This is a genomic window from Variovorax sp. efr-133-TYG-130, from assembly GCF_030208835.1.
In the GTDB taxonomy this organism is placed as follows: domain Bacteria; phylum Pseudomonadota; class Gammaproteobacteria; order Burkholderiales; family Burkholderiaceae_C; genus Variovorax.
In genome coordinates, this window is record NZ_JARVTD010000027.1 from 123,544 (window position 1) to 150,179 (window position 26,636).

A 26,636-nucleotide genomic window follows, 5' to 3' on the forward strand; every position below is an offset into this window, starting at 1 on the left:
AAGCCGGTTCCGCGGTGTTCCCCGAACCGAATCAAAACATCGAAGCCCAGTTATGTCCCGATTTCAAGTGAAGAAGGTCGCCGTGCTCGGCGCCGGCGTGATGGGCGCGCAGATTGCGGCCCACCTCGTCAACGTGCGCGTGCCTGTTGTCCTGTTCGATCTGGCCGCAAAAGAAGGCCCGAAGAACGGCATCGTCACGCGCGCCATCGACAACCTCAAGAAGCTCAAGCCCGCGCCGCTCGGCGACGTGGCCGACGCCGTGCTGATCGAGCAGGCCAACTACGAAGACGACCTGGCCAGGCTCGGCGAGTGCGACCTCGTCATCGAGGCCATTGCAGAGCGCATGGACTGGAAGCTCGACCTCTACAAGAAGATCGCGCCGCACGTCGCCAAGCATTCGATCCTGGCCTCGAACACCTCGGGCCTGTCGATCACCAAGCTCAGCGAAGCGCTGCCCGAAGCGCTGAAGCCGCGCTTCTGCGGCATCCACTTCTTCAACCCGCCGCGCTACATGTTCCTGGTGGAGCTGATCAACACACCCACCACGCAGCCGCAGGTGCTCGACGACCTCGAAGCCTTCGTCACCAGCACGCTGGGCAAGGGCGTGGTGCGCGCGCACGACACGCCCAACTTCATCGCCAACCGCGTCGGCATCGCCGGCATGCTGGCCACGCTGAAGGAGGTCGAGAAGTTCGGCCTGACGCCCGACGTGGTGGACGACCTCACCGGTAAGAAGCTGGGCCGTGCCAGCTCCGGCACCTTCCGCACCGCCGACGTGGTGGGCCTCGACACGATGGCCCATGTCGTGAAGACGCTGCAGGACAACCTGAACGCCGAGACCGACCCGTTCTACGCCAACTTCGCGACGCCGCCGGTGCTCGCCAAGCTGCTGGAGCTGGGCAACCTGGGCCAGAAGACCAAGGCCGGCTTCTTCAAGAAGGTGGGCCGCGACATCCTGCGCTTCGACCTGAAGAGCGGCGAATACTTGCCTGCCGGCGCCAAGGCCGACGAGGTATACGGCCGCATGCTGAAGAAGCCCGCGGGCGAGCGGCTGAAGCTGCTGCGCGAGAGCGAAGGACCGCAGGGGCAGTTTCTCTGGGCCATCCTGCGCGACGGCTTCCACTACGCCGCCGTGCACCTGGCCGACATCGCCGAGAGCGCGCGCGACATCGACTTCGCCATGCGCTGGGGCTTCGGCATGAAGCAGGGCCCGTTCGAGCTGTGGCAGGAAGCCGGCTGGGCGCAGGTCGCCAAGTGGGTGCAGGAAGACATCGACGCCGGCAAGGCGCTGAGCAGCGCACCGCTGCCCAAGTGGGTGTTCGAAGGCCCGGTGGCCGAGGCCGGTGGCGTGCACACGCCCGAAGGCTCGTGGAGCGCATCGCAGAACAAGTTCGTGCCGCAGCGCAGGCTGCCGGTGCATGACCGCCAGCTGTTCCCCGAGAGCGTGCTCGGCGCGAACGCGGCCGATGCCAACACGGCCGGCACCACCATCAGCGACGAAGGCGACGTGCGCGTGTGGACGCTCGATGGCGAAGTGCTCATCGCCAGCATCCATTCGAAGATGCACGCCATCAGCCCCGACGTGGCCGAAGCGCTGGGCGCCGCGGTCGAGCTGGCCGAGGCCGAATACAAGGGCCTCGTGATCTGGTCGCCCGACGAGGTGTTCTCGGTCGGCGCCGACCTGCAGGCGATGCTGCCGGCCTTCGTGGTCGCCGGCATCGGCGCGGTCGAGGGCGCCGAAGAAGAGCTGCAGAACGTGATGCTCAAGATCCGCTATGCCAACGTGCCGGTGATCTCCGCCGTGCGCGGCATGGCGCTGGGCGGCGGCTGCGAGCTGGCCGTGCATTCGGCGAAGCGCGTGGCCGCGATGGAAAGCTACATCGGGCTGGTCGAAGTGGGCGTGGGCCTGATTCCCGGCGCCGGCGGCCTGACCTACATCGCTCGCCGCGCAGCCGAGAACGCCGCGGCCTCGACGGGCACCGACCTGCTGCCGTTCCTCACCGAAGGCTTCACCGCCGCCGCGATGGCGAAGGTCGGCACCGGCGCGCTCGACTCGAAGAAGCTCGGCTACCTGCTCGACAGCGACGTGATCGTGCCGAACAAGGACGAGCTTCTGTACGTGGCGCTGCAGCAGGCCAAGGCCATGGCCGACGCCGGCTACCGCCCGCCGCTGCGCCGCAGCTTCCGCGTGGCGGGCCGCAGCGGCGCCGCGACCATCAAGGGGCAGCTCGTGAACATGCGCGACGGCGGCTTCATCAGCGCCCACGACTTCCACATCGCCAGCCTGATCGCCAACGTGGTCACCGGCGGCGACGTGGACGCGGGCTCGCTCGTGACCGAGGAATACCTGATGGCGCTGGAACGCAAGGCGTTCTGCTCGCTGATCGTGCATCCGAAGACGCAGGAGCGGATCATGGGGATGCTGAGCACGGGCAAACCGGTGCGCAACTGACGCTCGTCTTCCTCTTCCTCCTTCCCCCTCTGGGGGAAGGCCGGGATGGGGGCAAGCAGCCTATGCAAAACCAATCCACTCCCAACGCCCAGCAGAACGCCCGCACCCTGCGGCGCGAGATGACTGACTCCGAGCGCAAGCTCTGGAGTGGGCTGCGCAGCGAACAGCTGGGAGTGAAGTTCCGCAGACAGCATCCGCTTGGCAACTACATCGCTGATTTCGCGTGCCTCGAGCCGAAGCTGATCGTCGAACTCGACGGATCGCAACACCAGGCACAGGCAGGCTACGACGCCCGGCGAGACGCTTTCCTGCGTGCGCAGGGATTCGAAGTGCTTCGCTTCGGCTCGAACGAGCCGTTCGTCAATCTTGAAGGGGTGCTGCAGGTCATCGTCAATCGACTGGATGAATTGACGGCCGCTTGCCCCCATCCCAACCTTCCCCCAGAGGGGGAAGGAGCCCAATCCAGGAGCCATCCATGAAACAAGTCCAAGACGCCTACATCGTCTCCGCCACCCGCACCCCCATCGGCAAGTCGCACCGCGGCTATTTCCGCAACTACCGCCCCGACGACCTGCTGGCCACCACGCTGCGTGCCGCGTTGGCCGCCGTGCCCAGCCTCGACCCCAAGGCCATCGAAGACATCATCTGCGGCTGCGCGATTCCCGAATCGCAGCAGGGCCTGAACGTCGCGCGCATCGGCGCGGTGCTCGCCGGGCTGCCGACCAGCGTCGGCGGCATCACCGTCAACCGCTTCTGCGCATCGGGCCTGTCGGCCGTGCAGATGGCCGCCGACCGCATCCGCGTGGGCGAGGCCGACGTGATGATCGCCGCCGGCGTCGAGAGCATGAGCATGGTGCCGATGATGGGCAACTCGCCCTCGCTGTCGCCTTCCATCTTCGAACGCGAAGGCGACGTGGGCATCGCCTACGGCATGGGCCTCACCGCCGAGAAGGTCGCGCAGCAGTGGAAGGTGAGCCGCCAGGCGCAGGACGAGTTCGCGCTCGCCTCGCACCAGAAGGCACTGGCCGCGCAGAAGGCCGGCAAGTTCGCCGACGAGATCACGCCCATCGAAGTGACCGACCGCACGCCCGACCTGGAGACCGGCGAGTCGATCGCGAAGACGCGCACCGTCAGCCTCGACGAAGGCGCGCGCCCCGACACCAGCATCGAAGGCCTGGCCAGGCTGCGCACCGTGTTCGCCGCGCGCGGCACGGTCACGGCCGGCAACAGCTCGCAGACCTCGGACGGCGCCGGCGCGCTGATCCTGGCCAGCGAGAAGGCCGTGAAGCAGTACGGCCTCACGCCGCTCGCACGCTTCGTGAGCTTTGCCAGCAAGGGCGTGCCGCCGCACATCATGGGCATCGGCCCCATCGAAGCGATTCCTGCCGCGCTGCGCTATGCGGGCCTGAAGCACGAGGACATCGACTGGTTCGAGCTGAACGAAGCCTTCGCCGCGCAGTCGCTGGCCGTCATCAACACGCTGGGGCTCGATCCATCGAAGGTGAACCCGATGGGCGGCGCCATCGCGCTGGGCCATCCGCTGGGTGCGACGGGCGCCATCCGCTCGGCCACGGTGGTGCACGCGCTGCGCCGCGAGAACCTGAAGTACGGCATGGTCACGATGTGCGTGGGCATGGGGCAGGGCGCCGCCGGGATCTTCGAGCGGGTCTGAGCATGGCCCCCTGGCTGTGCCGCGCCGCAGCCAGGGGCGTCCCGCACACGACTGCGCGAGCGCACCCACCGGAGGCACACTGCCGATCATGACGACGAGCACGCACCCCTTCGACAAAGCCCTGAGGATCCACCACAGCGACATCCGCGTGGGGCACTTCACCGGCACCACCAGCCCCGACTACTGGAACATGGTCGGGCCGTTCGGCGGCACCACGGCGGCGCTGGTGCTGCAGTCGGTGATGCAGCACCCCGACGTGCTCGGCACGCCCATCGCGCTCACCGTCAACTACGCCGCCGCGCTCGAGGCGGGCGCTTTCGACATCCAGGCCACGGCCGTGCGCACCAACCGCTCGACACAGCACTGGACCGTGCAGGTCACGCAGCCCGGCCCCGGCGGCGCGCCCAACATGACGACCACCGCCACCGTGGTCACGGCCGCGCGCCGCGACACCTGGGGCGAGGGCGACATGCCGATGCCCGAGGCGCCGCGGCCCGAGACCGTCGACCGCATGAGCATCGGCCCATCGGGCGTGGCGTGGATCGACCAGTACGAGATGCGCCCCTTCAGCGGCGGCATTCCCGCGAAGTGGGACGGCAGCCTGCAACACAGCGAAACCCGCATCTGGCTGCGCGACGCCCAAGCGCGCCCGCTCGACTTCGCCTCGCTCGCCGCGATGAGCGACGTGTTCTATCCGCGCGTGTGGCTGCGCCGCGCCAGGCACGTGCCGGCGGGCACGGTGTCGATCACCACCTACTTCCACGCCGGCCCGGCGCAACTGGCAGAGGTCGGCACGGGCTACCTGCTGGGCCGCGCGGCGGGGCAGCAGTTCTTCAACGGTTTCTTCGACCAGACGGCGCATCTGTGGAGCGAGAAGGGCGTGCTGCTGGCCACCTCCAACCAGATCGTCTACTACAAGGAATAGAGAAACATGGCCGCATTGCAGAAAGCCGCGCTCATCGTCGGCGCCGGAGACGCCACCGGCGGTGCCATCGCACGCCGCTTCGCACGCGAGGGTTTCGCCACCTGCGTCACCCGGCGCAGCCTCGACAAGCTGCAGCCGCTGGTCGCGCAGATCGAGGCCGACGGCGGCCGCGCCCATGCCTTTGCCTGCGATGCGCGCAAGGAGGAAGAAGTGGTCGCGCTCGTCGAGCAGATCGAATCGACCGTCGGGCCGATCGAGGTGATGGTGTTCAACATCGGCGCCAACGTGCCCGAGAGCATCCTCAGCGAGACCGCGCGCAAGTACTTCAAGGTCTGGGAGATGGCGTGCTTCTCTGGCTTCCTCAACGGGCGCGAGGTGGCCAAGCGGATGGTGGCGCGCGAGATGCCCAAGGGTGGGCACCGCGGCACGATCATCTTCACCGGCGCGACGGCGTCGCTGCGCGGCGCGGCGAACTTCGGCGCGTTCTCGGGCGCCAAGATGGCGCTGCGCGCGCTGGCCCAGTCGATGGCGCGCGAACTGGGTCCGCAGGGCATTCACGTGGCGCACGTGGTGGTCGACGGCGCCATCGACACCGAATTCATCCGCAGCAACTTCCCCGAGCGCTATGCGCTGAAGGAAAGCGACGGCATCCTGAACCCCGACCACATTGCCGACAGCTACTGGATGCTCCATTCGCAGCCGCGCGATGCGTGGACGCACGAGCTCGACCTGCGGCCCTGGTCCGAGAAGTTCTGAAGAATTCCGCGAAGGAGACAACGCCAATGACCAAATCCGTCGACTTCTATTTCGACTTCGGCAGCCCCGCCGCCTACCTGGCCGCGACGCAGCTGCCGCACATCTGCGCCGACACCGGTGCCGAACTGGTGTGGAAGCCCATGCTGCTCGGCGGCGTGTTCCAGGCCACGGGCAACCATTCGCCGGCCGAGATCAAGCCCAAGGGTCCGTACATGACGACCGACCTGAAGCGCTTCGCCAGGCGCTACGACGTGCCCTTCGCGCACAACCCGCACTTCCCCATCAACACGCTGCTGCTGATGCGCGGCGCCACCGGCATCCAGATGAAGGAGCCGGCGCGCTTCGGCGCCTACGTCGATGCGGTCTTCCACGCCATGTGGGTCGAGCCGAAGAACCTCAACGACCCGGCGACCGTCGGCGCCGTCTTGCAAAATGCGGGCTTCGACGCCGCGAGCCTGCTCGCGCTGGCCGGTGCGCAGGAAACCAAGGACCGCCTGAAGGCCGTCACGCAGGAAGCGGTGGAGCGCGGCGTCTTCGGCGCACCCACCATGTTCGTCGGCGACGAGATGTTCTGGGGCCAGGACCGGCTCGATTTCGTACGCGAAGCACTTGCCGCCGCCTGAGGGCGGCACCACCCGTTCCATTCAAGGATTTTTTATGAGCGACATCCTCGTCCACACCGAAGCCGGCGTGATGACCATCACCTTCAACCGCGTCGACAAGAAGAACTCGATCACCAGCAGCATGTACGCCGAATTGGCCGACGCGCTGGCCACCGCGGAGAGCGAAGCCGCCGTGCGCTGCGTGCTGATCCAGGGCGACCCGACCATCTTCAGCGCGGGCAACGACATCGGTGACTTCCTCAACGGCCCGCCGTCGACGCAGGAGTCGCCGGTGTTCCGCTTCCTGCGCGGCATCGCCACCTTCCCCAAGCCCATCGTCGCCTCGGTGTGCGGCCCGGCCGTGGGCATCGGCACCACCATGCTGTTCCACTGCGACCTGGTCTACGCGGGGGACAACGCGGCTTTCTCGATGCCCTTCGTGAACCTGGGCCTGTGCCCCGAGGCTGCGTCGAGCCTGCTGGTGCCGCAGATGCTGGGCTACCACCGCGCCGCCGAGGCGCTGCTGCTGGGCGAGCCTTTCATGGCCGAGGCCGCGCTCGAAGTGGGCCTGGTCAACCGCGTGGTGCCGCCGACCGAAGCCAACGGCATCGCGCAGATGCAGGCCCGCAAGCTCGCGGCCAAGCCGCTGAGCGCGCTGATCGAGACCAAGCGCCTGCTGAAGAAGGGCCAGATGCCCGCCGTGCTCGAGCGCATGGGCGAAGAGGGCGCGAGCTTCGGTCGCATGCTGCGCGAGCCGGCGGCGCGGGAGGCCTTCGGTGCCTTCATGGAGAAGCGCAAGCCTGATTTCTCCAAGGTCTGACGTGCTTTCCGGACTTGCGCGCTTAAACTGTCCGGCGTGCAAATCCAAGGGGTCAGAACTCTCCTAGCGCCCGGCCAGCGGGCGAGTGATGCTACTGGAAAAGTAGCATTCCAGCCGGTGCGCCGGCGTACTTTGGGTTTGCTTGCGGGCGCACTGGCGGCGCCCGCGCTGGTTCTGGCGCGGGTGCGTCCGCTGCGCATCGGCGTCATCGGCTCGTGGTCCGGGCCCTATGCGGGCGGCGGGCGCCAGTTCGATGCGGGCATGGCGGTCTGGCTGGCCGCGCACAACCATCACATCGCAGGCCGGCCGGTCGAGCTGCTGCGGCGCGACGTGCCCGGCAGCGCACCCGACCAGGCGCGGCGCCATGCGCAGGACCTCGTGGAGAGCGAACAGGTCGACCTGCTGGGCGGGCTCGACTTCAGCTCCAACGCCTACGCCGTGGGCGCCGTCGCCACGCAGGCCAGGATGCCCCTCATCGTGATGAACGCCGCGTCCTCCGGCATCACGTCGCGCTGCCCGTTCGCGGTGCGGGTGTCCTTCACCATCGCCCAGGTCACGCTGCCGCTGGCGCGATGGGCGCTGCAGCAGGGGCTGCGCGACGTGTGCACGGTGGTGGCCGACTACGCCTCGGGTGTCGATGCCGAGAGCGCCTTCGTCTCGGGCATCACCGCGGGCGGCGGGCGGGTCGGCGCGATGCTGCGGGTGCCGCTGGCCACGCTCGACTACTCGGCCTACATGCTGCGGCTGCGCGAGCTCAAGCCGCAGGCGGTGTTCTTCTTCCTGCCCTCGGGGCAGATGCCGGCCACCTTCCTCAAGTTCTGGCGCGACCGCGGCATGGCCGACACCGGCATCCGCCTGCTTGCCACGGGCGATGCCACCGACGACCACTATCTCGAAGGCGTCGGCGAGCTGGCCGATGGCCTGGTCACCAGCCACCACTATTCGTTCGCGCACGACTCGCCGGCCAACCGCCGCTTCACGGGCGTGTTCGAAACCGAGTACGGCAGCCACCTGCGGCCGGGCTATTTCGCCGTGGCGGCCCACGACGCGCTCGCGGCCGTGGATGCGGCCATGAGTTCGCCCGCCGCGCGCGGCAATGCGGGCGGGGAGCGGCTGGTGGATGCGTTTCGCGGCCTCAGGCTGGACAGCCCGCGCGGGCCGGTCGAGATCGACGCCCATACGCGGGACATCGTGCAGACCGTGTACATCCGCCGGGTGGAGCGCCGCGACGGGCGCTGGATCAACCGCGAGTTCGAGCGCTTCGAGCGGGTGCGCGACCCGGGCCTGTGAGCCTGCCCGATCAGGGCTGTTGTTCGATGGGGCGCGGGCGGCCGTTGTCGTCGATGGCCACGTAGGTGAAGGTCGCCTGCGTCACCTTGATGTACTCGCCCTGCGCCCGGAAGCGCTCTGCGAACACCTCGACCGTCACCGTGACCGAGGTGCGCCCGATGCGCACCAGCTTCGAATAGAACGAGAGGATGTCGCCCAGCCGCACCGGCTGCTTGAAGATGAACTCGTTCACCGCCACCGTGGCCTGGCGGCCCTTGGCGTAGCGCGCGGGGATCACCGAGCCGGCCAGGTCGCACTGCGCCATGACCCAGCCGCCGAAGATGTCGCCGTTGGCATTGCAGTCGGCCGGCATCGGAATGACCTTGAGCACCAGCTCCATGTCGGTGGGCAGGCTCTTGAGGGTGGCGGCAGCGGCGGCGCTGGAAGTATCTGACATGGGCACAATCTGGAACAAACAAGCAACCACGATTGTCTCCCATGCGCCGCAGCGGCGAAGCCCTTCCCCCCTCCCACCCCGTCTCCGGCCACCCGCCGGAGCGCAGCGACCGTTCCGACTGGGCGACGCTGCGCCGCCTGTTTCCCTACCTCTGGCAGTACAAGTGGCGGGTGGCCGCCGCGCTGGCCTTCATGGTGGGCGCCAAGGTGGCCAACGTCGGCGTGCCGGTGCTGCTGAAGAACCTGGTCGACACCATGACGCCCAAGCCCGACATGGCCCAGGCGCTGCTCATCGTGCCCATCGGCCTGCTGCTGGCCTACGGCCTGCTGCGCTTCTCGACCTCGCTGTTCGGCGAGCTGCGCGAGCTGATCTTCGCCAAGGCCACCGAGGGCACGGCCCGGCAGATCGCGCTGGAGGTGTTCCGCCACCTGCACGCGCTGAGCCTGCGCTTTCACCTGGAGCGCCAGACCGGCGGCATGACGCGCGACATCGAGCGCGGCACGCGCGGCGTGCATTCGCTCATCTCGATGTCGCTCTACAGCATCGTGCCGACCATCATCGAGCTGGTGCTGGTGCTCACCATCCTGGGCGTGAAGTTCGATTCGCTGTTCGTCTGGATCACGGCCGCCGCGCTGGTGCTGTACATCGCCTTCACCGTGACGGTGACCGAATGGCGCACCAAGTTCCGCAAGACCATGAACGAGCTCGACTCCGTGGCCCAGAGCCGCGCGGTCGATTCGCTGCTGAACTACGAAACCGTCAAGTACTTCAACAACGAAGACTTCGAGGCCGGCCGCTACGACGCCAGCCTCGACCGCTACCGCAAGGCCGCCATCAAGAGCCAGCGCACGCTGAGCATGCTCAACACCGGGCAGCAGCTGCTGATTGCGGTGAGCCTGGTGCTGATGCTGTGGCGCGCCACCTCGGGCGTGGTGGAGGGGCGCATGACGCTGGGCGACCTGGTGATGGTCAACGCCTTCATGATCCAGCTCTACATTCCGCTGAACTTCCTGGGCGTGATCTACCGCGAGATCAAGCAGAGCCTGACCGACCTCGACAAGATGTTCGTGCTGATGGAAAAGGAGCGCGAGGTGCGCGACGCGTCCGGTGCGCAGCCGCTGGCCGGCGCCGACGCCACCGTGCGCTTCGAGGACGTGAGCTTTGCCTACGAGCCCGCCCGGCCCATCCTCAAGCACGTGAGCTTCGAGATCCCGGCCGGCAAGACGGTGGCGGTGGTCGGGCCTTCGGGCTCGGGCAAGTCGACGCTGGCGCGGCTGCTGTACCGCTTCTACGACGTGCAACAGGGGCGCATCACCATCGGCGGGGAAGACATCCGCGAAGTGACGCAGTCCAGCGTGCGCCGCGCCATCGGCATCGTGCCGCAGGACACGGTGCTCTTCAACGACACGGTCGAATACAACATCGCCTACGGCCGCCCGGGCGCGAGCCGCGAAGAAGTGGAAGCCGCCGCGCGCGCCGCGCGCATCCACGACTTCATCGTGGCCACGCCCAAGGGCTATGACACCACCGTGGGCGAGCGCGGCCTCAAGCTCTCCGGCGGCGAGAAGCAGCGCGTGGCCATTGCGCGCACGCTGCTGAAGAACCCGCCGATCGTGATCTTCGACGAGGCCACCTCGGCGCTCGACTCGGCCAACGAACGCGCCATCCAGTCGGAACTGAAGAGCGCCGCGCAGGACAAGACCACGCTGGTCATCGCGCACCGCCTGTCGACGGTGGTCGACGCGCACGAGATCCTGGTGCTGGAGTCGGGCGTGATCGTCGAGCGCGGCACGCATGCCGAGCTGCTCGCCAGGCAGGGCCGCTACGCGCAGATGTGGGCTTTGCAGAAGAGCGAAGCGGTTCCGATGCTCTAGCGCGATCATTCGTCACTTTTCCATCGATTCCAGGAGTTCATACGTGTCGACCAAGATTCCCCTGCTGGTGCTCAGCAGCCTCTCGAGCGCCCACCAGGCCCAGATCGGCGAGGTCTACGACATGACCTACGCCTTCGGCGCGGCGGAGCGCGCAGCCGCCATCGCAGAGCACGGCAAGAAATTCCGCGCGGTGCTGACGATCGGCGTCATCGGCATCACGCCCGAGGAGATTGCGGCCATGCCGGCGGTGGAGCTGATCTGCTGCATGGGCGCGGGCTACGAAGGCTTGCCGCTCGAGGTGACGCGCGCGCGCGGCATCGTGACGGCCAACGGCGCCGGCACCAACGACGACTGCGTGGCCGACCACGCCTTCGGCCTGCTGATCAGCATCGTGCGCGAGTTCCGCAAGCTCGACCGGCTGTGCCGCGAAGGCGTGTGGCGCGAAGCCATCCCGCAGCCGCCGAAAGTGTCGGGCAAGAAGCTGGGCATCCTGGGGATGGGCACCATCGGCCAGCAGATCGCCAAGCGCGCCGCGGCCTTCGACATGGAGGTCGGCTATCACAACCGCAAGCCGAAGGAAGGCGTGGCGCAGCGCTACTTCGACGACCTGAAGTCGCTGGCGGCATGGGCAGACTTCCTGGTGCTGGCCGCGCCGGGCGGGCCGGCAACGAAGCACCTGGTCAATGCCGAAGTGCTCGACGCGCTGGGGCCGCAGGGCTATCTGGTGAACATCGGCCGCGGCAGCGTGGTCGACACCGACGCGCTGGCCGCGGCGCTGCGCGAGAACCGCATCGCCGGAGCCGGCCTCGATGTGTACGAGAGCGAGCCGAAGCGGCCGGAGCAGCTGGTCGGCCTGGACAACGTGCTGCTCACGCCGCACATGGCCGGATGGTCGCCCGAGGCGACGCAGAAGTCGGTGGACCATTTCCTTGCGAATGCCGAAGGGCACTTCGCGGGGCGCGGCGTGCTGACCCCGGTCTGATGTCTTTGCGCCTTTCCCCTCTGGGGGAAGGTTGGGATGGGGGCGGGCAGGGCGCCTGCGGTGAGCGCCGCTTGCCCCCACCCCGGCCCTCCCCCGGAAGGGGAGGGAGTCAAGCCAATACCGGGGGGCGTTTGGCGGCCCAGCCGCAGGCCAGGTCATACGCATGCCCGAGCCGCAGCACATCCAGATCCGCATGGATCGGCCCGGCAAGCTGCAGCCCCATCGGCAACCCGCCTTCCCCGAACCCCGCGCGCACATTCAGCGTCGGCAGCCCCGCCAGCGTGAACGGCGTGACGATCTCCATCCACCGGTGGTACGTGTCGCTCTTCACGCCGGCCACCTCGGCCGGCCAGTGCAGCTCGGCGTCGAACGGAAACACCTGCGCCGTCGGCGCCAGCACGAAGTCGAAGCGCTCGAACAGCTTGAGAAACGCGCGGTACACGTTCGAGCGGTAGTTCGAGGCCTGATAGAGCGAGGCCGCGTCGAGGTGCCGGCTCTGCTCTATTTCCCATTGCGCCTCGGGCTTGAGCTGCGCGAACAGCTTCGGGTCGCTCAGGTAGGCGCCCAGCTTGCCGCCCACCAGCAGTTGCCTCAGGCGCAGCCAGGCGCTCCAGTTGTGCTCGCGCGGCACGTCGAGCGTGCAGGGCTCGACCTCGCAGCCGATGTCGCGGAAGGTGCCGAGCGCTTTTTCGCCGAGCTCGCGCACGCCGGGCGCCAGCGGCAGGTCGGGCCAGATGCTGCCCAGCCAGCCGATGCGCAGGCCCTTGCCGTCGCCGTCGAGCTGCAGCGCGTCGGGCGAGGGCAGGGCGTGCGGCGACGACAGCGGCACCCGGCCGTCGAAGCCCGACTGCACCGCCAGCAGGCGCGCCGCGTCTTCCACGGTGCGCGCCATCGGGCCTTCGATGCCCAGTTGCTGGAAGAACAGCTCCTGCTCGGGGTCGCCGGGCACGCGTCCGCGCGAAGGCCGAATGCCGATCACGTTGTTGAACGCGGACGGGTTGCGCAGCGAGCCCATCATGTCGCTGCCGTCGGCCACGGGCACCATGCCCAGGGCCAGCGCCACGGCCGCGCCGCCGCTGCTGCCGCCCGCGCTGCGCTCGGGCGCATAGGCGTTGCGCGTGATGCCGAACACCGGGTTGTAGGTGTGCGAGCCGAGCCCGAACTCGGGCGTGTTGGTCTTGCCGATGACGATGGCGCCGGCGGCCCTTGCGCGGGCCACGTGCAGGCTGTCGGTGCGCGCCGGCGAGCGCGGCGACAGCGGCGAGCCCATCGAGGTCGGCAGCCCGGCGGCGTGGCTCAGGTCCTTCACCGCGAGCGGAAAGCCGTGCATCCAGCCGCGCCGTTCGCCGCGCGCCAGCTCGGCATCGCGCTCGTCGGCCTCCGCCAGCGACAGCGCCGGATCGCGCAGCGACACGATGGCGTTGAAGCGCGGATTCAGCGCCTCGATGCGCGCCAGCGAGGCGGCCATCAGCTCGCGGCAGGACACGTCGCGCGCGGCGATGCGGCGGGAGAGTTCGGTGGCGCTGAGGTCGAGCAGGTCGGCTGAAGGCATGGCGAGTGCGGGAAAAGGAGGGGGCGCCCAGTATGGCGCGGCGCTCGCATAATCGCCGCGTATGGAAACAAAGTGGCTCGAAGACTTCATCAGCCTTGCGGAAACGCGCAGCTTCAGCCGCTCGGCCCAGTTGAGGCATGTAACCCAGCCGGCGTTCTCGCGCCGCATCCAGGCGCTCGAAGGCTGGGCCGGCACCGACCTGGTCGACCGCAGCTCGTACCCGACGCGCCTCACGCCCGCGGGGCAGACGCTCTACAGCCAGGCCATCGAGATGCTGCAGTCGCTGCAGAGCACGCGCGCCATGCTGCGCGGCCATTCGGCCGCCGGGCAGGACGTGATCGAGTTCGCGGTGCCGCACACGCTGGCCTTCACCTTCTTCCCGGCCTGGGTCACGTCGCTGCGCGAGCACTTCGGCCCCATGAAGAGCCGGCTCATCGCGCTCAACGTGCATGACGCGGTGCTGCGGCTGGTGGAGGGCAGCTGCGACCTGCTGATCGCCTACCACCACCCCTCGCAGCCGCTGCAGCTGGACGCCAACAAGTACGAGATGGTCAGCTTGGGCGAGGAAACCGTCGCTCCCTGGGTCAAGGCCGACGCCGACGGCGCGCCGCGCTACCGGCTGCCGGGCCGCCCCGGCCAGCCGCTGCCTTACCTGGGCTATGCGCCGGGCGCCTACCTGGGGCGCGTCGTCGACCAGCTGCTGAAGGAGTCGGGCACGGCCATCCACCTCGACCGCGTCTATGAAACCGACATGGCCGAGGGCCTGAAGGTGATGGCGCTGGAGGGCCACGGCATCGCCTTCCTGCCGCAGAGCGCGGTGCGCAAGGAGATCAAGGCGCGCAAGCTGGTGAGTGCGCTGCCGCCCGAGATCGACAGCCTGGAGGCGACGATGGAAATCCGCGCCTACCGCGAGCGGCCGACAGCGCCGGCGCCGGTCAAGGGCGCGTCCGGCCGCGCCGCCAAGTCGTCGTCGCTCGACAGCATGCAGCCCAAGGGCACGGCGGACGCGCTGTGGTCCTATCTGGTCGGCACCCAGCCGCCGCGCTGACTGCGTTTTTGTGCACCGCACAATCTATAAATGACGCGCATGACCGTCCCCGCAAACGGCATTGGCACGGCGGGGCCCGGGCCACTACAGTCGCGGCAGTTTTTTAACGCCGCTGTCACAAGCAAGCTTTACGGCACGCGCCACCCGCGTGCTTTTTTTTAGCCGAGGAACCTGTATGAGCACCAATTTCAGGACCGAACACGACTTCCTCGGCGAGAAGCAGATTCCAGCCGCCGCCTACTGGGGCGTGCACACGGCGCGGGCCGTCGAGAACTTCGCCATCTCCGGCACCCGCATCTCGGCCATGCCCGACCTGGTGCGCGCGCTGGCCTACGTGAAGAAGGCCGCCACCCGCGCCAATGCCGACCTCGGCGCCATCGACCGCGACCGCGCCGCCGCCATCATCCTGGCGTGCGAGGACGTCATCGACGGCAAGCTGCTCGACGAGTTCGTGGTCGACGTCATCCAGGGCGGCGCCGGCACCTCCACCAACATGAACGCCAACGAGGTCATCTGCAACCTCGCGCTGGAAAAGCTGGGCCACGAGAAGGCGCGCTACGACGTGCTGCACCCGAACGACCACGTCAACGCCTCGCAGAGCACCAACGACGTGTACCCCACCGCCGTGCGGCTGGCGCTGTGGTTCGCCATCGGCAGGCTGCTGGAGTCGATGGCCTCGCTGCGCCGCGCGTTCGAGGCCAAGGCGCTCGAGTTCAAGGACATCCTCAAGATCGGCCGCACCCAGCTGCAGGACGCCGTGCCCATGACGCTGGGCCAGGAGTTCCTGACCTACGCCATCATGATCGGCGAGGACGAGGAGCGGCTCGGCGAGGCGCGCGCGCTCATCGAGGAAATCAACCTCGGTGCCACCGCCATCGGCACCGGCATCAACGCACCGCACGGCTACGCCAACCTCGCATGCCAGTACCTGGCCGAGCAGACCGGCGTGCCGCTCAAGCAGGCCGCCAACCTCATCGAGGCCACGCAGGACACGGGCGCCTTCGTGCAGCTGTCGGGCGTGCTCAAGCGCGTGGCCACCAAGCTCAGCAAGACCTGCAACGACCTGCGCCTGCTCTCCAGCGGCCCGCAGGCCGGCTTCGGCGAGATCCGGCTGCCGGCGCGGCAGGCGGGCTCGTCGATCATGCCGGGCAAGGTCAACCCGGTGATCCCGGAGGTGATGAACCAGGTGGCCTTCGAGGTCATCGGCAACGACATCACGGTCACCATGGCCTCGGAGGCCGGCCAGCTGCAGCTCAATGCCTTCGAGCCGATCATGGGCTGGAGCCTGTTCAAGAGCATCCAGCACCTGAGCCGGGCCTGCAACACCCTGCAGAAGAACTGCGTCGAGGGCATCGAGGCCAACCGGGAGTTCCTTGCCAGGCAGGTGCGCGCGTCGGTCACGCTGGTCACGGCGCTCAATCCGCTCATCGGCTACGAGAAGGCCGCGCTCATCGCCAAGACCGCGCTGGCCACCGGCGGGCCGATCGACCTGGTGGCCGAGTCGCTGGGCATCATGACCCGCGCCGAGATGGAAGCGCTGCTCGTGCCGGAAAACCTGACGCAACCTGTAAGATTGTCAGCATCTGTTTCCGCCGCGGCCATGCCGACGGGCACGGAGGCTGCTAATCAATTGCCTCCGGCGCCATGACGGGTCTCATGCACCAGACGGGCGCCCGCTCCTGCGCGAAAGCACTGGGTTCAGTGCACCGTGCACCGGGGTGGTTACCAATGCGCCCAACAACAGTGTGTGTCTAGAATTTCGATGTATTTCTTTCTGTTCAATTTCCCAAGGAGTTTTCTGATGAAAAAGCAATTGCTCGCGCTGGCCGTGACGGCATTCGTGGCATCCGGCGCCTTTGCGCAGGCCACCGATACCCTCGCCAAGATCAAGGAGCGCGGTGCAGTGAACCTGGGTGTTCGCGATTCGTCCGGCCTGGCCTACACGCTGGGTGGCGGCAAGTACGTCGGCTTCCACACTGAAATGGCCGAGAACATCATCAAGGACCTGAGCAAGGACCTCGGCAAGCCGCTGACCGTCAACTACCAGGTCATCACCTCGCAGAACCGCGTGCCGCTGGTGCAGAACGGCACCATCGACTTCGAGTGCGGCTCCACCACCAACAACACGGCCCGCCAGAAGGACGTCGACTTCGCCTACACCACCTACGTGGAAGAAGTGCGCATCCTCACCAAGGCCAATTCGGGCATCAACGGCATCGCCGACCTGAAGGGCAAGGTCGTGGCCACCACCACCGGCACCACTTCCGTCCAGACGCTGCGCAAGAACAAGCGCGCCGAAGGCGTCGACTTCAAGGAAGTCATGGGCAAGGACCACGCTGACAGCTTCCTGCTGCTCGAGTCGGGCCGCGCCGATGCGTTCGTGATGGACGGTTCCATCCTGGCCGCCAACGCCGCCAAGTCGAAGAACCCCAAGGACTTCAAGATCGTCGGCGAAGTGCTGTCGGTCGAGCCCATCGCCTGCATGCTGCCCAAGGGCGACGCCAAGCTGAAGAAGGCCGTCGACGACAGCATCGTGCGCCAGATCAAGGACGGTTCGCTCGCCAAGCTGTACGACAAGTGGTTCACCCAGCCGATCCCGCCGAACAACGTCAACCTGAACATGCCGGTGTCTGAAGGTACCAAGGCCGCCTGGGCCAGCCCGAACGACAAGCCCATGGAAGCCTACGCCCCCAAGTAAGGCGGCGCCAGACCTGAAAAAGCCAAGCCCGCGCGGCACCCTGCCGACGCGGGCTTTTCGATGCAATGGGCGCGGGCCCTTACCCGCGAAGGAGGATGGATGCTGAACCTGGACATGTCGGTCTTTTGCCAGGACACGCTCACCAATGAAGTGGTCGCAAGCTGCTTTGCGCGAGGAGCGGACCAGACCTATCTGCAATGGATGTTGAATGCCTGGGGCTGGACCGTGGGCGTGTCGCTCTCGGCCCTGCTCGTGGCGCTCGTCGTGGGTTCGATCATCGGCACGCTGCGCACGCTCCCCGACAGTCCCTGGCTGGTTCGGCTCGGCAACGCATGGGTGGAGCTGTTCCGCAACATCCCGTTGCTGGTCCAGGTGTTCATCTGGTACTTCGTGCTGCCGAAGATCATTCCGCCCATGCGCGACCTGCCGCCGTTCGTGCTGGTGGTCTGCGCGCTGGGCTTCTTCACGTCCGCGCGTATCGCCGAGCAGTTGCGCTCGGGCATCCAGGCGCTTCCGCGCGGCCAGCGCTACGCGGGCATGGCGGTGGGCTTCACGACGCCGCAGTACTACCGCTTCGTGCTGCTGCCGATGGCGTACCGGATCATCATGCCGCCGCTGACCAGCGAGTCGATGAACATCTTCAAGAACTCGTCGGTGGCCTTCGCGGTGTCCATTCCCGAGCTCACGCAGTTCTACCTGCAGGCCGGTGAAGAGACCTCGGCGCAGATCCCGATCTACATCGGCGTGATCGCTCTCTACGTCATCAGCGCCATGCTGGTGAACCGCATCCTGACTTTCATCGAGCGCAAGGTGCGCGTGCCGGGCTTCGTTGCCGCCGGCGGCACGGGAGGCCACTGACATGATGAATCTCGACTTTTCCTTCTACAACTGGAGCCTGATCAGCACCTATGTGCTGAAGGGCTTCTACTTCAGCGTGATCCTGACGGTGGTGGCCACGCTGGGCGGCATCTTCTTCGGCACCCTGCTTGCGCTCATGCGCCTGTCGGGCAAGAAGTGGCTGGACTTTCCCGCGGCCGCCTACGTCAACGGCATGCGCTCCGTGCCGCTGGTGATGGTGATCCTGGGCTTCTTCCTGCTGGTGCCGTTCATCATCGGGCGGCCCATCGGGGCGGAGACCTCGGCGGTCATCACCTTCGTCTGCTTCGAGGCCGCCTATTTTTCCGAGATCATGCGTGCCGGCATCCAGTCGATCCCGCGCGGGCAGGTCTCCGCCGGCATGGCTGTGGGCATGACCTACGGCCAGAACATGAAGCTGGTGATCCTGCCCCAGGCGTTCCGGAACATGCTGCCGGTGCTGCTCACGCAGACCATCATCCTTTTCCAGGATACGTCGCTGGTCTACGCCATCGGCGCGTACGACATGCTCAAGGGCTTCGAGACCGCCGGCAAGAACTTCGGGCGGCCGGAAGAGGCCTACCTGCTGGCGGCCGTCGTCTATTTCGTCATGTGCTATGCCCTTTCCTGGCTGGTGAAGCGCCTGCACAAGAAAATCGCCATCATCAGATGACCCCCAGTCTTCGCGCACTTCGTGTCGCTTCGCCAACCCCCTTCCAGGGGGCAACGCCGGTGGCCCGGGAAAGCCGGTTCCACGGCGTTTCCCCGACTGCATTCGGTGCGATGAACCTGCTCACAGGAGTTTGAAAATGTCCGAAAAAATGATCGAAATCAAGAACGTATCCAAGTGGTACGGCCCGGTGCAGGTGCTCAACGACTGCTCCGTCAACATCTCCAAGGGCGACGTGGTCGTCGTCTGCGGCCCCTCGGGGTCCGGCAAGTCCACGCTCATCAAGACCGTGAACGCGCTGGAGCCCTTCCAGAAGGGTGAGATCACCGTCAACGGCATCCCGTTGCACGACCCCAAGACCAACCTGCCCAAGCTGCGCTCCAAGGTCGGCATGGTGTTCCAGCACTTCGAGCTGTTCCCGCACCTGTCGGTGACCGAGAACCTCACGATCGCGCAGATCAAGGTGCTGGGCCGCTCGCCCGACGAAGCCAAGACCCGCGGCCTGAAGATGCTCGACCGCGTGGGCCTGATGGCGCACAAGGACAAGTTCCCGGGCCAGCTCTCGGGCGGCCAGCAGCAGCGCGTGGCCATTGCCCGCGCGCTGTCGATGGACCCGATCGTGATGCTGTTCGACGAACCCACCTCGGCGCTCGACCCCGAGATGGTCGGCGAAGTGCTCGACGTGATGGTGGCCCTGGCCAAGGAAGGCATGACCATGATGGTGGTCACGCACGAAATGGCCTTCGCCCGCAAGGTGGCCAGCCGCGTGATCTTCATCGACGTGGGCGGCCGCATCCTGGAAGACTGCCCGAAGGACGAGTTCTTCGGACACCCGGAGAACCGCCAGCCGCGCACCAAGGACTTCCTCAACAAGATCCTGCAGCACTGATCCGCCGCGCAGGAAAGACAAGCCACGTTGTTCCGCAGCGTGGCTTTTTTCATTGCGCGATGACTTCTTCGATGCCCGGCCCTCGACCGCCGGCCCCTTGCGATGGAACTCCGCCAACTCCGCTATTTCGTGAAAGTCTGCGAACTGCGCAGCATGGGCCGCGCGGCCATCGAGCTCGGCGTGGTGACATCGGCGCTGAGTCAGCAGATCAGCCGCCTGGAGGGCGAGCTCAGCACCCGGCTGCTTCAACGCAGCAGCACCGGTGTCATTCCCACCGACGCCGGCGTGGCCTTCCTGCAGCAGGCCCAGCTCACGCTCCGCCATGCCGACGAGGCCGTGCGCGCGGCGCAGCAGGCACGCCTTTCCGGCCATGTGAGCGTGGGCCTGGCGCCAACCACCGCCTCCGTGCTCGGGTTGCCGCTGATCCGGGAAATGCGTGCGCGCTACCCCGACGTGCGGCTGCATCTGGTGGAGTCGCTGTCGGGCAACCTGGCCAGCATGCTGCAGTCTCGCCAGCTCGACCTGGCGGTGCTGTTCGAGACCGCCACGCCGCGCCGCTGGAGCATCGAGCCGCTGCTCGATGAAAAGCTCTTCGTCCTCGCGGCCGTCGGCCTGGCGCAGCGCCCGCCGGGTCCGAAGGTGCGGCTGGCCCAGCTTGCCGGCGTCCCGCTCATCATGCCCAGCGCCGGCCACGGCCTGCGCGCCAGCCTCACTTCCGCTTTCGCCCGTGCCCGCATCGAGCCCTTGGTGGTGGCCGAGATCGACGGCCTGGCGCTGCTGATGGATGCCGTGCGCGCCGGCCTGGGCGCCACCATCCAGCCCGGTGCCGCCCTCGCGCGGCAGCCGGCGGACGATGTGCTCAGCAGCCAGATCACCGACAACCACGTGGGCCGGCGCAGCCTGCTGGTCAGCCTGTCGGACGACGAACTGTCGCCGGCCGCGCTGGCCACCCGGGTGGTGATGGCCGACACCGCGCGCATGCTGGTGCGCGAAGGCCGCTGGGCTGGCGCGAGTCTTCTCGAAAACTGAACACCTGTTGCCCGATCCGGCCTGTCGCCTGAAGGGTGGCCTGCCTACAGTCTCCCGACCCACAAGGAGACGAGAAGTGAGCGATGAACAGGTCGATGTGCTGGTCGTAGGCGGCGGCAACGCCGCGCTTTGCGCCGCGCTGATGGCACGCGAGGCGGGCGCCAGCGTCCTGCTGCTCGAAGCCGCGCCCAAGGCATGGCGCGGCGGCAATTCGCAGCACACGCGCAACCTGCGCTGCATGCACGACGGTCCCCAGGACGTACTCGTGGAGGCCTACCCCGAGGAAGAATACTGGCAGGACCTGCTCAAGGTGACCGGGGGCCTGACCGACGAACACCTGGCCCGGCTGGTCATCCGTGCTTCGTCGAATTGCCGCGACTGGATGCGCAGCCACGGCGTGCACTTCCAGCCGCCTCTCTCCGGCGCACTGCACGTGGCGCGCACCAACGCCTTCTTCATGGGTGGCGGCAAGGCGCTGGTGAACGCCTATTACCGCAGCGCCGAGCGCCTCGGGGTGCGGATCCGCTACGAGACGCCCGTGGCTTCGGTGGAGCTCGACGGCCTGCGCTTCACCGCGGTGCGCACCGAGGGCGGTGAACGGATCACCGCGAGAAGCTGCGTGCTCGCGGCCGGCGGGTTCGAGTCGAACCGTGAATGGCTGCGCGAGGCCTGGGGCCGCAACGACCGCGGCGAATGGCCGGCGGACAACTTCCTGATCCGCGGAACCCGCTTCAACCAGGGCGTGCTGCTCAGGCAATTGATCGATGCCGGCGCGGACTCCGTCGGTGATCCATCGCAGGGCCACATGGTGGCCATCGATGCCCGCGCGCCCCTCTACGACGGCGGCATCTGCACGCGCATCGATTGCGTGTCGCTGGGCGTGGTCGTCAACCGCGAGGCCCGCCGCTTCTACGACGAAGGCGAAGACTTCTGGCCCAAACGCTACGCCATCTGGGGGCGGCTGGTAGCCCAGCAGCCGGGACAGATGGGCTATTCCATCATCGACCAGAAAGCGGTGGGCCGCTTCATGCCTCCCGTGTTTCCGGGCGCTGTCGCCGACACGCTGCCCGAGCTGGCACGCCTGCTCGGCCTGGACGAGGCGACCTTCCTGAGCACCATTGCCGACTACAACGCCGCCTGCCGTGTCGGCCGCTTCGACCACACGGCCCTCGATGACTGCCACACCGAAGGGCTGTCCCCCGCCAAGACCCACTGGGCGCGGCCCATCGACACCGCGCCCTTCCACGCCTACCCGCTGCGCCCCGGCATCACCTTCACCTACCTCGGCCTGAAGGTGGACGACACCGCCGCCGTGCGCTTTGGCGACCGGCCCAGCCCCAACCTCTTCGTGGCCGGCGAAATGATGGCCGGCAACGTGCTCGGCAAGGGCTACACCGCCGGCGTCGGCATGAGCATCGGCACCGCCTTCGGCCGCATTGCCGGCACGCAGGCCGCGGCCGCGGTCCTGAAGCAGAAAGAAATCCACCATGCAAACGCTTGAAGCCCTGGCACGCGAGGCGGGGTCGCTCGCGGACGGTCCGCGCCGCGTCATTCCCATTCTTTCGGCCGCCGAGAGCGAGGTCGGCCGGCAGATGCAGATCTGCAATGCCTGCCGCTACTGCGAGGGCTTCTGTGCCGTGTTCCCGGCCATGACGCGCCGGCTCGAATTCGGCAAGGCCGACATCCACTTCCTGGCCAACCTCTGCCACAACTGCGGCGCCTGCCTGCATGCCTGCCAGTACGCGCCGCCGCACGAGTTTGCCGTCAACGTGCCAAGGGCCATGGCCGAAGTTCGCGGCCAGACCTACATGGACTACGCCTGGCCGCCCGCGCTCGGCGCGCTCTACCGACGCAACGGGCTCACGCTTTCGCTGGCCCTGGCCGGCGCGCTGGCGCTGTTCCTGGCGCTCGCCGTGGCAATGAAGGGCGGGCTGTGGGGAACGGCGCCGGGCGAAAACTTCTACAGCGTGTTTCCGCACAACCTGCTGGTCGCCCTGTTCGCCCCGGTGTTCCTGTTCGCAACCCTGGCGCTGGCCATGGGCGTGCGGCGCTTCTGGCGCGACATCACGCCCGCCACCAGCGGCGCGCCGCTGAACGGACCCGCCGCGGCGGAAGCCGCCGACGCGGCATTGCGCCTCAGGTATCTGGACGGCGGCCACGGCGACGGTTGCCACAACGAAGACGACGCCTACACGCTGGCACGCAGGCGCTTTCACCATCTCACCTTCTACGGCTTCATGCTGTGCTTCGCGGCCACCGGCGTGGCCACGCTGTATCACTACGCCTTCGGCTGGGCCGCGCCCTACGCCTTGCCCAGCCTGCCGAAACTGCTTGGCGTGGCCGGCGGCATCAGCCTGATGCTCGGCACCGTCGGCTTGTGGCACCTGAACCGCAAGCGGCATCCGCTGCACGGCGACCCGGCTCAAAAGCCCATGGACCTGGGCTTCATTGCGCTGCTGTTCCTCACCAGCTCCAGCGGCCTGGCCCTGTGGCTCGGCCGCGGCACCCCCGCCCTGGCCCTGCTGCTGTGCGTGCACCTGGGTGCCGTGATGGCGCTGTTCGCCACCATGCCCTACGGCAAGTTCGGCCACGGCATCTTCCGCAGCGCCGCCTTGCTGCGCCATGCCGTCGAGAAGCGCCTGCCAAACCCCGTCGGCCTCGGATCGGACTGACCGGCAACACGACAAAACGACAACACGACAACCTCAAGGAGACTCCGATGAAAAAGCGACAACTTCTGCACCTCGCGGCCCTGGCCGCCACCCTTTTCCTGGCAGGGCATGCGCAGGCACAAGACTTCCCGCCGAAGAAGCCCGTCACCCTGGTGGTCGGCTTCGCACCGGGCGGCGCGGCGGACGCCGCCGCACGCCTGATCGCCAGGAAGCTCGGCGAAGACATCGGCCAGACGGTGATCGTCGACAACAAGGCGGGCGCCGGCGGCAACATCGCCCACCAGTACGTGGCCACGGGGCCGGCCGACGGGTCGATGCTGCTGCTCGGCTCCGTCGGGCCGCTGACCATCGCCCCGCATGTCATGAAGGTGAGCTACGACCCGTTCAAGGACCTGGCCGCGGTTTCCGGCGGCGTCAGCTTTCCCAACGTGCTGGTGGTGCACAAGGGCCTGGGCGTGAAGACCCTGGCCGAGTTCGTGGCCCTGTCGAAGAAGAAACCCGGCAGCGTCGACTTCGCCTCGACCGGTGCCGGCTCCGCGTCCCATCTGGCCGGAGAACTGTTCAACCAGCGAGCCGGCATCGACATGGTGCATGTGCCTTACAAAGGCGGCGCCCCGGCCCTGCAAGACTTGCTGGGCCAGCGCATCGCCTCGTATTTTTCGGCGCCGCCGACTGCATTGCCGCAGATCGAGGCCGGCAATCTGGTTCCGCTGGCCAGCACGGGCCTGAGCCGCCCGGCCTACATGCCCAACATCCCCACGGTGGCGGAGTCGGGCTACCCCGGCTTCGAAGCCCTCAACTGGTATGCCTTCATGGCACCCGGCAAGACACCCGCGGCCCTGCTGGATCGCTGGAACCATGCCATCGTCAAGGTGCTGGCCGATCCTGGCGTGAAGGAAGCGCTGAACAAGCACGGCCTGACCCCGCAGCCGACCACCCGCGCCGAGCTCACCGACTTCATGAGGAAAGAGGATTCCAAATGGAGCGCGATCGTGCGCGACCGCAAGATCACCGCGAACTGACCGGACTCAAGGCAGCCGCGCGATGTGTTCCGTCAGCAGGTCGAAGAAGCCCTGCGCATCGCCGTCGATGATCCAGTTCACGTTGGCCGGCCGGCGCAGGCTGCCATGCCAGTCGGCCACCGTCTGCCCGAAGCCCATGCCCTCGCGGCTGTCGATCTCCACGTGGATGCGCCGGCCCTTGAACAGCGAAGGCTGCAGCAGGTAGGCCGTGACCGTGGCATCGTGCACCGGTCCGCCGGGCATGTCGTAGTGCTTCATTTCCTGCGGCGCGTAGGCGTCGAGGATGTCCGCGACGATCGCGCCGGCGCGGTTGCCCAGCTTGCGCAACCGCGCGATGCGCTCGTCGCTCGTGAGGATCTTGTGCGTCACGTCCAGCGGCAGCATGGTGATGGGCACGCCGCTCGCGAGCACCGCCTCGGCCGCGTGCGGGTCGGCGAACACATTGAACTCGGCCACGGGCGTGATGTTGCCGCCGTTGAAATGCGCGCCCGCCATCAGCACCAGTTCGCGCAGGCCGCGCACGATGTCGGGTGCCTGTTCCAGCGCCAGCGCAAGGTTGGTCTGCGGGCCGAGCATTGCGAGCGTCACGCTTTTCTCCGGCGCGGCGCGCAAGGTGCGGATGAGGTAGTCGACCGCGTTGCCTTCCGCGAGCGGTGCCGCGGGCTCGTACACGTCGACGCCAGTGAGGCCTTCGCGCCCGTGGATGTTGGCTGCGTAGATCGGCGTGCGCTTCAGCGGCCGCTGCGCGCCTGCGTAGACCGCAATGTCCGGCCGCCCGGCCCACTCGCACGCCAGGCGCGCATTGCGGGATGTCTTGGCCAGCGGCACGTTGCCGGCCACGGTGGTCAGCGCCCGGATGTCCAGCCGCTCGGGCGCGGCCATCGCGAAGAGCAGCGCGATCACGTCGTCGGCGCCGGGGTCCGTGTCGATGATGAGCGTGTGAAGTGCAGTGTTTATGGAATTCGGCGGCGGCATGAAAAGGGCTCCTGGCGGGCGCGAACGGCGCACCCCTGCGGCGCCAGTCTGCCAGAGCGCGGGCGCCGCTCAGCGCTGCCGCAGCCGCCTGGCGAAGAACGCCAGGATCTCGTCGCGCGCAGCGAGCGTCGGCTGGCCCGCCTCGTCGATCAGGTGCGCCGTCACCACGCTGTGCGGGCTCGCCACCACCTGCGCGAAGAAGGGCGGGGTGTCGGTGTTGGCCGCGCTGTCCGGCAGCACACGGGCCACGAAGCGCTCGCCCAGCGCCTCTGAAAAAGCGGCGAAGCGCTGCGCCCTGCAATGCTTGTCGCCCTCGAAACGGTAGGCCATGACCGTCAGGTCTTCGCGCTCCAGCCGCTCGCGCACGGCGGCCAGTTCCTCCGGCGCCATGTTCGTGGCGGCGGGGTTGTCCATCGGCAGCGAAGGCTGGCACATCACCGGCGCGAGCATCGCCGGCTCCAGCATCATCGACAGCGCGAAGTTGCCGGTGAAGCACATGCCGATGGCGCCCACGCCGGGGCCGCCGCACTCGGCATGCGCCAGCCGCGCAAGCGCGCGCAGCCATTGCGTGACCGGGCTCGATTCATTGGCGGCGAAGGCACGGAATTCCGCGCTCACGCAGGCGCGCCTGAACACGGCCACGCCTTCTTCCGCGCCTGGCACGGCGCCGTCGCGGCCGAACAGCGACGGCATGTAGACGGTGAAGCCCGACTCGCGCACCCAGCGTGCAAAGCGCGCCACATGCGGACTGATGCCGGGCATCTCGGTCATCACGATCACGGCCGGGCCCTCGCCGAGCACGTAGACCTTCTTCTCGACGCCGTCGAGCGTGATCCGGCGCGCGGTGAAATCGTCGAGCGGGTCGTCTTCGGTCAGGGGGCGGGTCGTCGCCGTCATGCGTTTGTCCTTGCTGCTCATGCAGGGCTGCGCGCCAGGTGCTGCAGATGGGCATAGCCCGCGTTGCGAGCGAAGTCGGGCAGCGTCCATATCTGGCCGCCCACGCCCCAGGCGCCGTCGGGCACTTCGTCGAGCACCACGGAGGTCATGAGGCGCCGCCGGTCGTCCGCCGGCATGGCTTCTGCGAAGGCGGCATGCATGCGCGCGGCATAGAGGCTGCGCGATGCATCGTCGAGCACGCCGGCCGGCAGCAGCACCCGCGCCATGCACGGCAGGTACTGCGCGGTGGCGTCGGCGCCGCCGCAGGTCCAGCCACCGGCAGCGACCTCGTCGATCAGCACCCAGCACATGAAACGCGCACGGGGCTCGTCCGGCATCTGCTCTACGGCTGCGGCCGCTTCATTGATCTTGCGAACCAGCGTGGCGCGGTTCTCGCCGGGAAAGGCGCCTTGGGGAATCTTCACGAGGATGTTGGGCATGGTTGTATTGGGCCCTTCGCGCCGCCAGAATGGCAGTGTCC

Annotated in this window: 25 protein-coding genes; 20 read left to right on the forward strand and 5 right to left on the reverse strand. The window is 67.6% G+C overall.

Features of this window, described 5'->3' with window-relative positions; genetic code table 11:
• Positions 1–52: 52 nt before the first annotated feature.
• From QRN67_RS21630 to QRN67_RS21665, 8 genes are all read left to right on the forward strand, one after another.
• The gene (locus QRN67_RS21630; RefSeq protein WP_285413521.1) at positions 53–2,452 is read left to right on the forward strand and encodes a 3-hydroxyacyl-CoA dehydrogenase/enoyl-CoA hydratase family protein; all 2,400 of its coding nucleotides are present in this window, start codon (positions 53–55) and stop codon (positions 2,450–2,452) included.
• Positions 2,453–2,514: 62 nt separating this feature from the next.
• Positions 2,515–2,931, forward strand: a complete 417-nt coding sequence (locus QRN67_RS21635; protein ID WP_285413522.1) for an endonuclease domain-containing protein — start codon at positions 2,515–2,517, stop codon at positions 2,929–2,931.
• Positions 2,928–4,124: an acetyl-CoA C-acyltransferase gene (locus QRN67_RS21640; protein WP_285413523.1), complete on the forward strand. Its 1,197-nt coding sequence runs from the start codon at positions 2,928–2,930 to the stop codon at positions 4,122–4,124. Before QRN67_RS21635 ends, QRN67_RS21640 begins: the two co-directional genes overlap by 4 nt.
• 88 nt (positions 4,125–4,212) lie before the next feature.
• Positions 4,213–5,049: an acyl-CoA thioesterase gene (locus QRN67_RS21645; protein ID WP_106935791.1), complete on the forward strand. Its 837-nt coding sequence runs from the start codon at positions 4,213–4,215 to the stop codon at positions 5,047–5,049.
• A 6-nt stretch (positions 5,050–5,055) separates the two neighbouring features.
• The gene (locus QRN67_RS21650) at positions 5,056–5,805 is read left to right on the forward strand and encodes an SDR family oxidoreductase (RefSeq protein ID WP_285413524.1); all 750 of its coding nucleotides are present in this window, start codon (positions 5,056–5,058) and stop codon (positions 5,803–5,805) included.
• Between the two features lie 26 nt (positions 5,806–5,831).
• Positions 5,832–6,428, forward strand: coding sequence for a 2-hydroxychromene-2-carboxylate isomerase (locus QRN67_RS21655; protein WP_285413526.1), 597 nt, complete (start codon positions 5,832–5,834; stop codon positions 6,426–6,428).
• A 34-nt stretch (positions 6,429–6,462) separates the two neighbouring features.
• Positions 6,463–7,227 carry an enoyl-CoA hydratase gene (locus QRN67_RS21660; protein WP_081268376.1) on the forward strand — a complete coding sequence of 255 codons (765 nt, stop codon included), beginning with the start codon at positions 6,463–6,465 and terminating at the stop codon, positions 7,225–7,227.
• A gap of 132 nt (positions 7,228–7,359) precedes the next feature.
• Positions 7,360–8,517, forward strand: a complete 1,158-nt coding sequence (locus QRN67_RS21665) for an ABC transporter substrate-binding protein (protein WP_285413527.1) — start codon at positions 7,360–7,362, stop codon at positions 8,515–8,517.
• Between the two features lie 10 nt (positions 8,518–8,527).
• Here QRN67_RS21665 and QRN67_RS21670 read toward each other — a convergent pair whose 3' ends face one another.
• Positions 8,528–8,953 carry an acyl-CoA thioesterase gene (locus QRN67_RS21670; protein ID WP_081268377.1) on the reverse strand — a complete coding sequence of 142 codons (426 nt, stop codon included), beginning with the start codon at positions 8,951–8,953 and terminating at the stop codon, positions 8,528–8,530.
• 41 nt (positions 8,954–8,994) lie between these two features.
• Here QRN67_RS21670 and QRN67_RS21675 point away from each other — a divergent pair, with 41 nt between their 5' ends.
• Both QRN67_RS21675 and QRN67_RS21680 read left to right on the forward strand, forming a co-directional pair.
• Positions 8,995–10,827 (forward strand): ABCB family ABC transporter ATP-binding protein/permease, encoded by a 1,833-nt coding sequence (locus QRN67_RS21675; RefSeq protein WP_081268378.1) that lies wholly within the window; start codon positions 8,995–8,997, stop codon positions 10,825–10,827.
• A 43-nt stretch (positions 10,828–10,870) separates the two neighbouring features.
• Entirely contained in the window at positions 10,871–11,809 is a 939-nt protein-coding gene (locus QRN67_RS21680; RefSeq protein ID WP_081268379.1) for a 2-hydroxyacid dehydrogenase, read from the forward strand.
• Positions 11,810–11,918: 109 nt separating this feature from the next.
• Here QRN67_RS21680 and QRN67_RS21685 read toward each other — a convergent pair whose 3' ends face one another.
• Positions 11,919–13,361, reverse strand: coding sequence for an amidase (locus QRN67_RS21685; protein ID WP_285413528.1), 1,443 nt, complete (start codon positions 13,359–13,361; stop codon positions 11,919–11,921).
• Between the two features lie 61 nt (positions 13,362–13,422).
• Here QRN67_RS21685 and QRN67_RS21690 point away from each other — a divergent pair, with 61 nt between their 5' ends.
• The 10 genes from QRN67_RS21690 to QRN67_RS21735 all read left to right on the forward strand — a co-directional run bounded on the left by QRN67_RS21690 (position 13,423) and on the right by QRN67_RS21735 (position 24,244).
• On the forward strand, positions 13,423–14,409 hold the full coding sequence (locus tag QRN67_RS21690) for a LysR substrate-binding domain-containing protein (RefSeq protein WP_285413529.1): 987 nt from the start codon (positions 13,423–13,425) through the stop codon (positions 14,407–14,409).
• Between the two features lie 175 nt (positions 14,410–14,584).
• Positions 14,585–16,057, forward strand: coding sequence for an aspartate ammonia-lyase (locus tag QRN67_RS21695; RefSeq protein ID WP_081268382.1), 1,473 nt, complete (start codon positions 14,585–14,587; stop codon positions 16,055–16,057).
• Between the two features lie 153 nt (positions 16,058–16,210).
• A complete protein-coding gene (locus QRN67_RS21700) occupies positions 16,211–17,107 on the forward strand; it encodes a transporter substrate-binding domain-containing protein (RefSeq protein ID WP_106935785.1) in 897 nt (298 codons plus the stop codon).
• Positions 17,108–17,206: 99 nt separating this feature from the next.
• A complete protein-coding gene (locus QRN67_RS21705) occupies positions 17,207–17,965 on the forward strand; it encodes an amino acid ABC transporter permease (protein WP_409194846.1) in 759 nt (252 codons plus the stop codon).
• A gap of 1 nt (position 17,966) precedes the next feature.
• Positions 17,967–18,635 carry an amino acid ABC transporter permease gene (locus QRN67_RS21710; protein ID WP_172839857.1) on the forward strand — a complete coding sequence of 223 codons (669 nt, stop codon included), beginning with the start codon at positions 17,967–17,969 and terminating at the stop codon, positions 18,633–18,635.
• A 148-nt stretch (positions 18,636–18,783) separates the two neighbouring features.
• A complete protein-coding gene (locus QRN67_RS21715; RefSeq protein ID WP_081268420.1) occupies positions 18,784–19,521 on the forward strand; it encodes an amino acid ABC transporter ATP-binding protein in 738 nt (245 codons plus the stop codon).
• 102 nt (positions 19,522–19,623) lie between these two features.
• Positions 19,624–20,550, forward strand: coding sequence for a LysR substrate-binding domain-containing protein (locus QRN67_RS21720; protein WP_285413530.1), 927 nt, complete (start codon positions 19,624–19,626; stop codon positions 20,548–20,550).
• Between the two features lie 76 nt (positions 20,551–20,626).
• Positions 20,627–22,051, forward strand: a complete 1,425-nt coding sequence (gene tcuA, locus QRN67_RS21725; RefSeq protein ID WP_285413531.1) for an FAD-dependent tricarballylate dehydrogenase TcuA — start codon at positions 20,627–20,629, stop codon at positions 22,049–22,051.
• The gene (gene tcuB, locus QRN67_RS21730; protein WP_285413532.1) at positions 22,038–23,222 is read left to right on the forward strand and encodes a tricarballylate utilization 4Fe-4S protein TcuB; all 1,185 of its coding nucleotides are present in this window, start codon (positions 22,038–22,040) and stop codon (positions 23,220–23,222) included. The genes tcuA and tcuB overlap by 14 nt, the downstream gene beginning before the upstream one ends.
• A gap of 47 nt (positions 23,223–23,269) precedes the next feature.
• On the forward strand, positions 23,270–24,244 hold the full coding sequence (locus QRN67_RS21735) for a Bug family tripartite tricarboxylate transporter substrate binding protein (RefSeq protein ID WP_285413533.1): 975 nt from the start codon (positions 23,270–23,272) through the stop codon (positions 24,242–24,244).
• 6 nt (positions 24,245–24,250) lie between these two features.
• Here QRN67_RS21735 and QRN67_RS21740 read toward each other — a convergent pair whose 3' ends face one another.
• From QRN67_RS21740 to QRN67_RS21750, 3 genes are all read right to left on the reverse strand, one after another.
• Complete coding sequence (locus QRN67_RS21740) at positions 24,251–25,219, reverse strand: nucleoside hydrolase (RefSeq protein ID WP_285413534.1); 969 nt, start codon at positions 25,217–25,219, stop codon at positions 24,251–24,253.
• 69 nt (positions 25,220–25,288) lie between these two features.
• Entirely contained in the window at positions 25,289–26,116 is an 828-nt protein-coding gene (locus QRN67_RS21745; protein ID WP_285413536.1) for a dienelactone hydrolase family protein, read from the reverse strand.
• 17 nt (positions 26,117–26,133) lie between these two features.
• Positions 26,134–26,595 (reverse strand): tautomerase family protein, encoded by a 462-nt coding sequence (locus tag QRN67_RS21750; RefSeq protein WP_285413538.1) that lies wholly within the window; start codon positions 26,593–26,595, stop codon positions 26,134–26,136.
• Positions 26,596–26,636: the final 41 nt, after the last annotated feature.

Excerpts from the sequence above, each read along its gene's own strand:
- QRN67_RS21685 (WP_285413528.1), bottom strand. The coding sequence starts at position 13,361 with ATGCCTTCAGCCGACCTGCTCGACCTCAGCGCCACCGAACTCTCCCGC.
- QRN67_RS21670 (WP_081268377.1), bottom strand. The coding sequence starts at position 8,953 with ATGTCAGATACTTCCAGCGCCGCCGCTGCCGCCACCCTCAAGAGCCTG.
- QRN67_RS21675 (WP_081268378.1), top strand. The coding sequence starts at position 8,995 with ATGCGCCGCAGCGGCGAAGCCCTTCCCCCCTCCCACCCCGTCTCCGGC.
- QRN67_RS21735 (WP_285413533.1), top strand. The coding sequence starts at position 23,270 with ATGAAAAAGCGACAACTTCTGCACCTCGCGGCCCTGGCCGCCACCCTT.
- QRN67_RS21740 (WP_285413534.1), bottom strand. The coding sequence starts at position 25,219 with ATGCCGCCGCCGAATTCCATAAACACTGCACTTCACACGCTCATCATC.
- QRN67_RS21710 (WP_172839857.1), top strand. The coding sequence starts at position 17,967 with ATGATGAATCTCGACTTTTCCTTCTACAACTGGAGCCTGATCAGCACC.
- QRN67_RS21640 (WP_285413523.1), top strand. The coding sequence starts at position 2,928 with ATGAAACAAGTCCAAGACGCCTACATCGTCTCCGCCACCCGCACCCCC.
- QRN67_RS21700 (WP_106935785.1), top strand. The coding sequence starts at position 16,211 with ATGAAAAAGCAATTGCTCGCGCTGGCCGTGACGGCATTCGTGGCATCC.
- QRN67_RS21750 (WP_285413538.1), bottom strand. The coding sequence starts at position 26,595 with ATGCCCAACATCCTCGTGAAGATTCCCCAAGGCGCCTTTCCCGGCGAG.
- QRN67_RS21635 (WP_285413522.1), top strand. The coding sequence starts at position 2,515 with ATGCAAAACCAATCCACTCCCAACGCCCAGCAGAACGCCCGCACCCTG.
- QRN67_RS21690 (WP_285413529.1), top strand. The coding sequence starts at position 13,423 with ATGGAAACAAAGTGGCTCGAAGACTTCATCAGCCTTGCGGAAACGCGC.
- QRN67_RS21660 (WP_081268376.1), top strand. The coding sequence starts at position 6,463 with ATGAGCGACATCCTCGTCCACACCGAAGCCGGCGTGATGACCATCACC.
- QRN67_RS21715 (WP_081268420.1), top strand. The coding sequence starts at position 18,784 with ATGATCGAAATCAAGAACGTATCCAAGTGGTACGGCCCGGTGCAGGTG.
- QRN67_RS21720 (WP_285413530.1), top strand. The coding sequence starts at position 19,624 with ATGGAACTCCGCCAACTCCGCTATTTCGTGAAAGTCTGCGAACTGCGC.
- QRN67_RS21655 (WP_285413526.1), top strand. The coding sequence starts at position 5,832 with ATGACCAAATCCGTCGACTTCTATTTCGACTTCGGCAGCCCCGCCGCC.
- QRN67_RS21645 (WP_106935791.1), top strand. The coding sequence starts at position 4,213 with ATGACGACGAGCACGCACCCCTTCGACAAAGCCCTGAGGATCCACCAC.
- tcuB (WP_285413532.1), top strand. The coding sequence starts at position 22,038 with ATGCAAACGCTTGAAGCCCTGGCACGCGAGGCGGGGTCGCTCGCGGAC.
- QRN67_RS21630 (WP_285413521.1), top strand. The coding sequence starts at position 53 with ATGTCCCGATTTCAAGTGAAGAAGGTCGCCGTGCTCGGCGCCGGCGTG.
- QRN67_RS21695 (WP_081268382.1), top strand. The coding sequence starts at position 14,585 with ATGAGCACCAATTTCAGGACCGAACACGACTTCCTCGGCGAGAAGCAG.
- QRN67_RS21650 (WP_285413524.1), top strand. The coding sequence starts at position 5,056 with ATGGCCGCATTGCAGAAAGCCGCGCTCATCGTCGGCGCCGGAGACGCC.
- QRN67_RS21705 (WP_409194846.1), top strand. The coding sequence starts at position 17,207 with ATGCTGAACCTGGACATGTCGGTCTTTTGCCAGGACACGCTCACCAAT.
- QRN67_RS21745 (WP_285413536.1), bottom strand. The coding sequence starts at position 26,116 with ATGACGGCGACGACCCGCCCCCTGACCGAAGACGACCCGCTCGACGAT.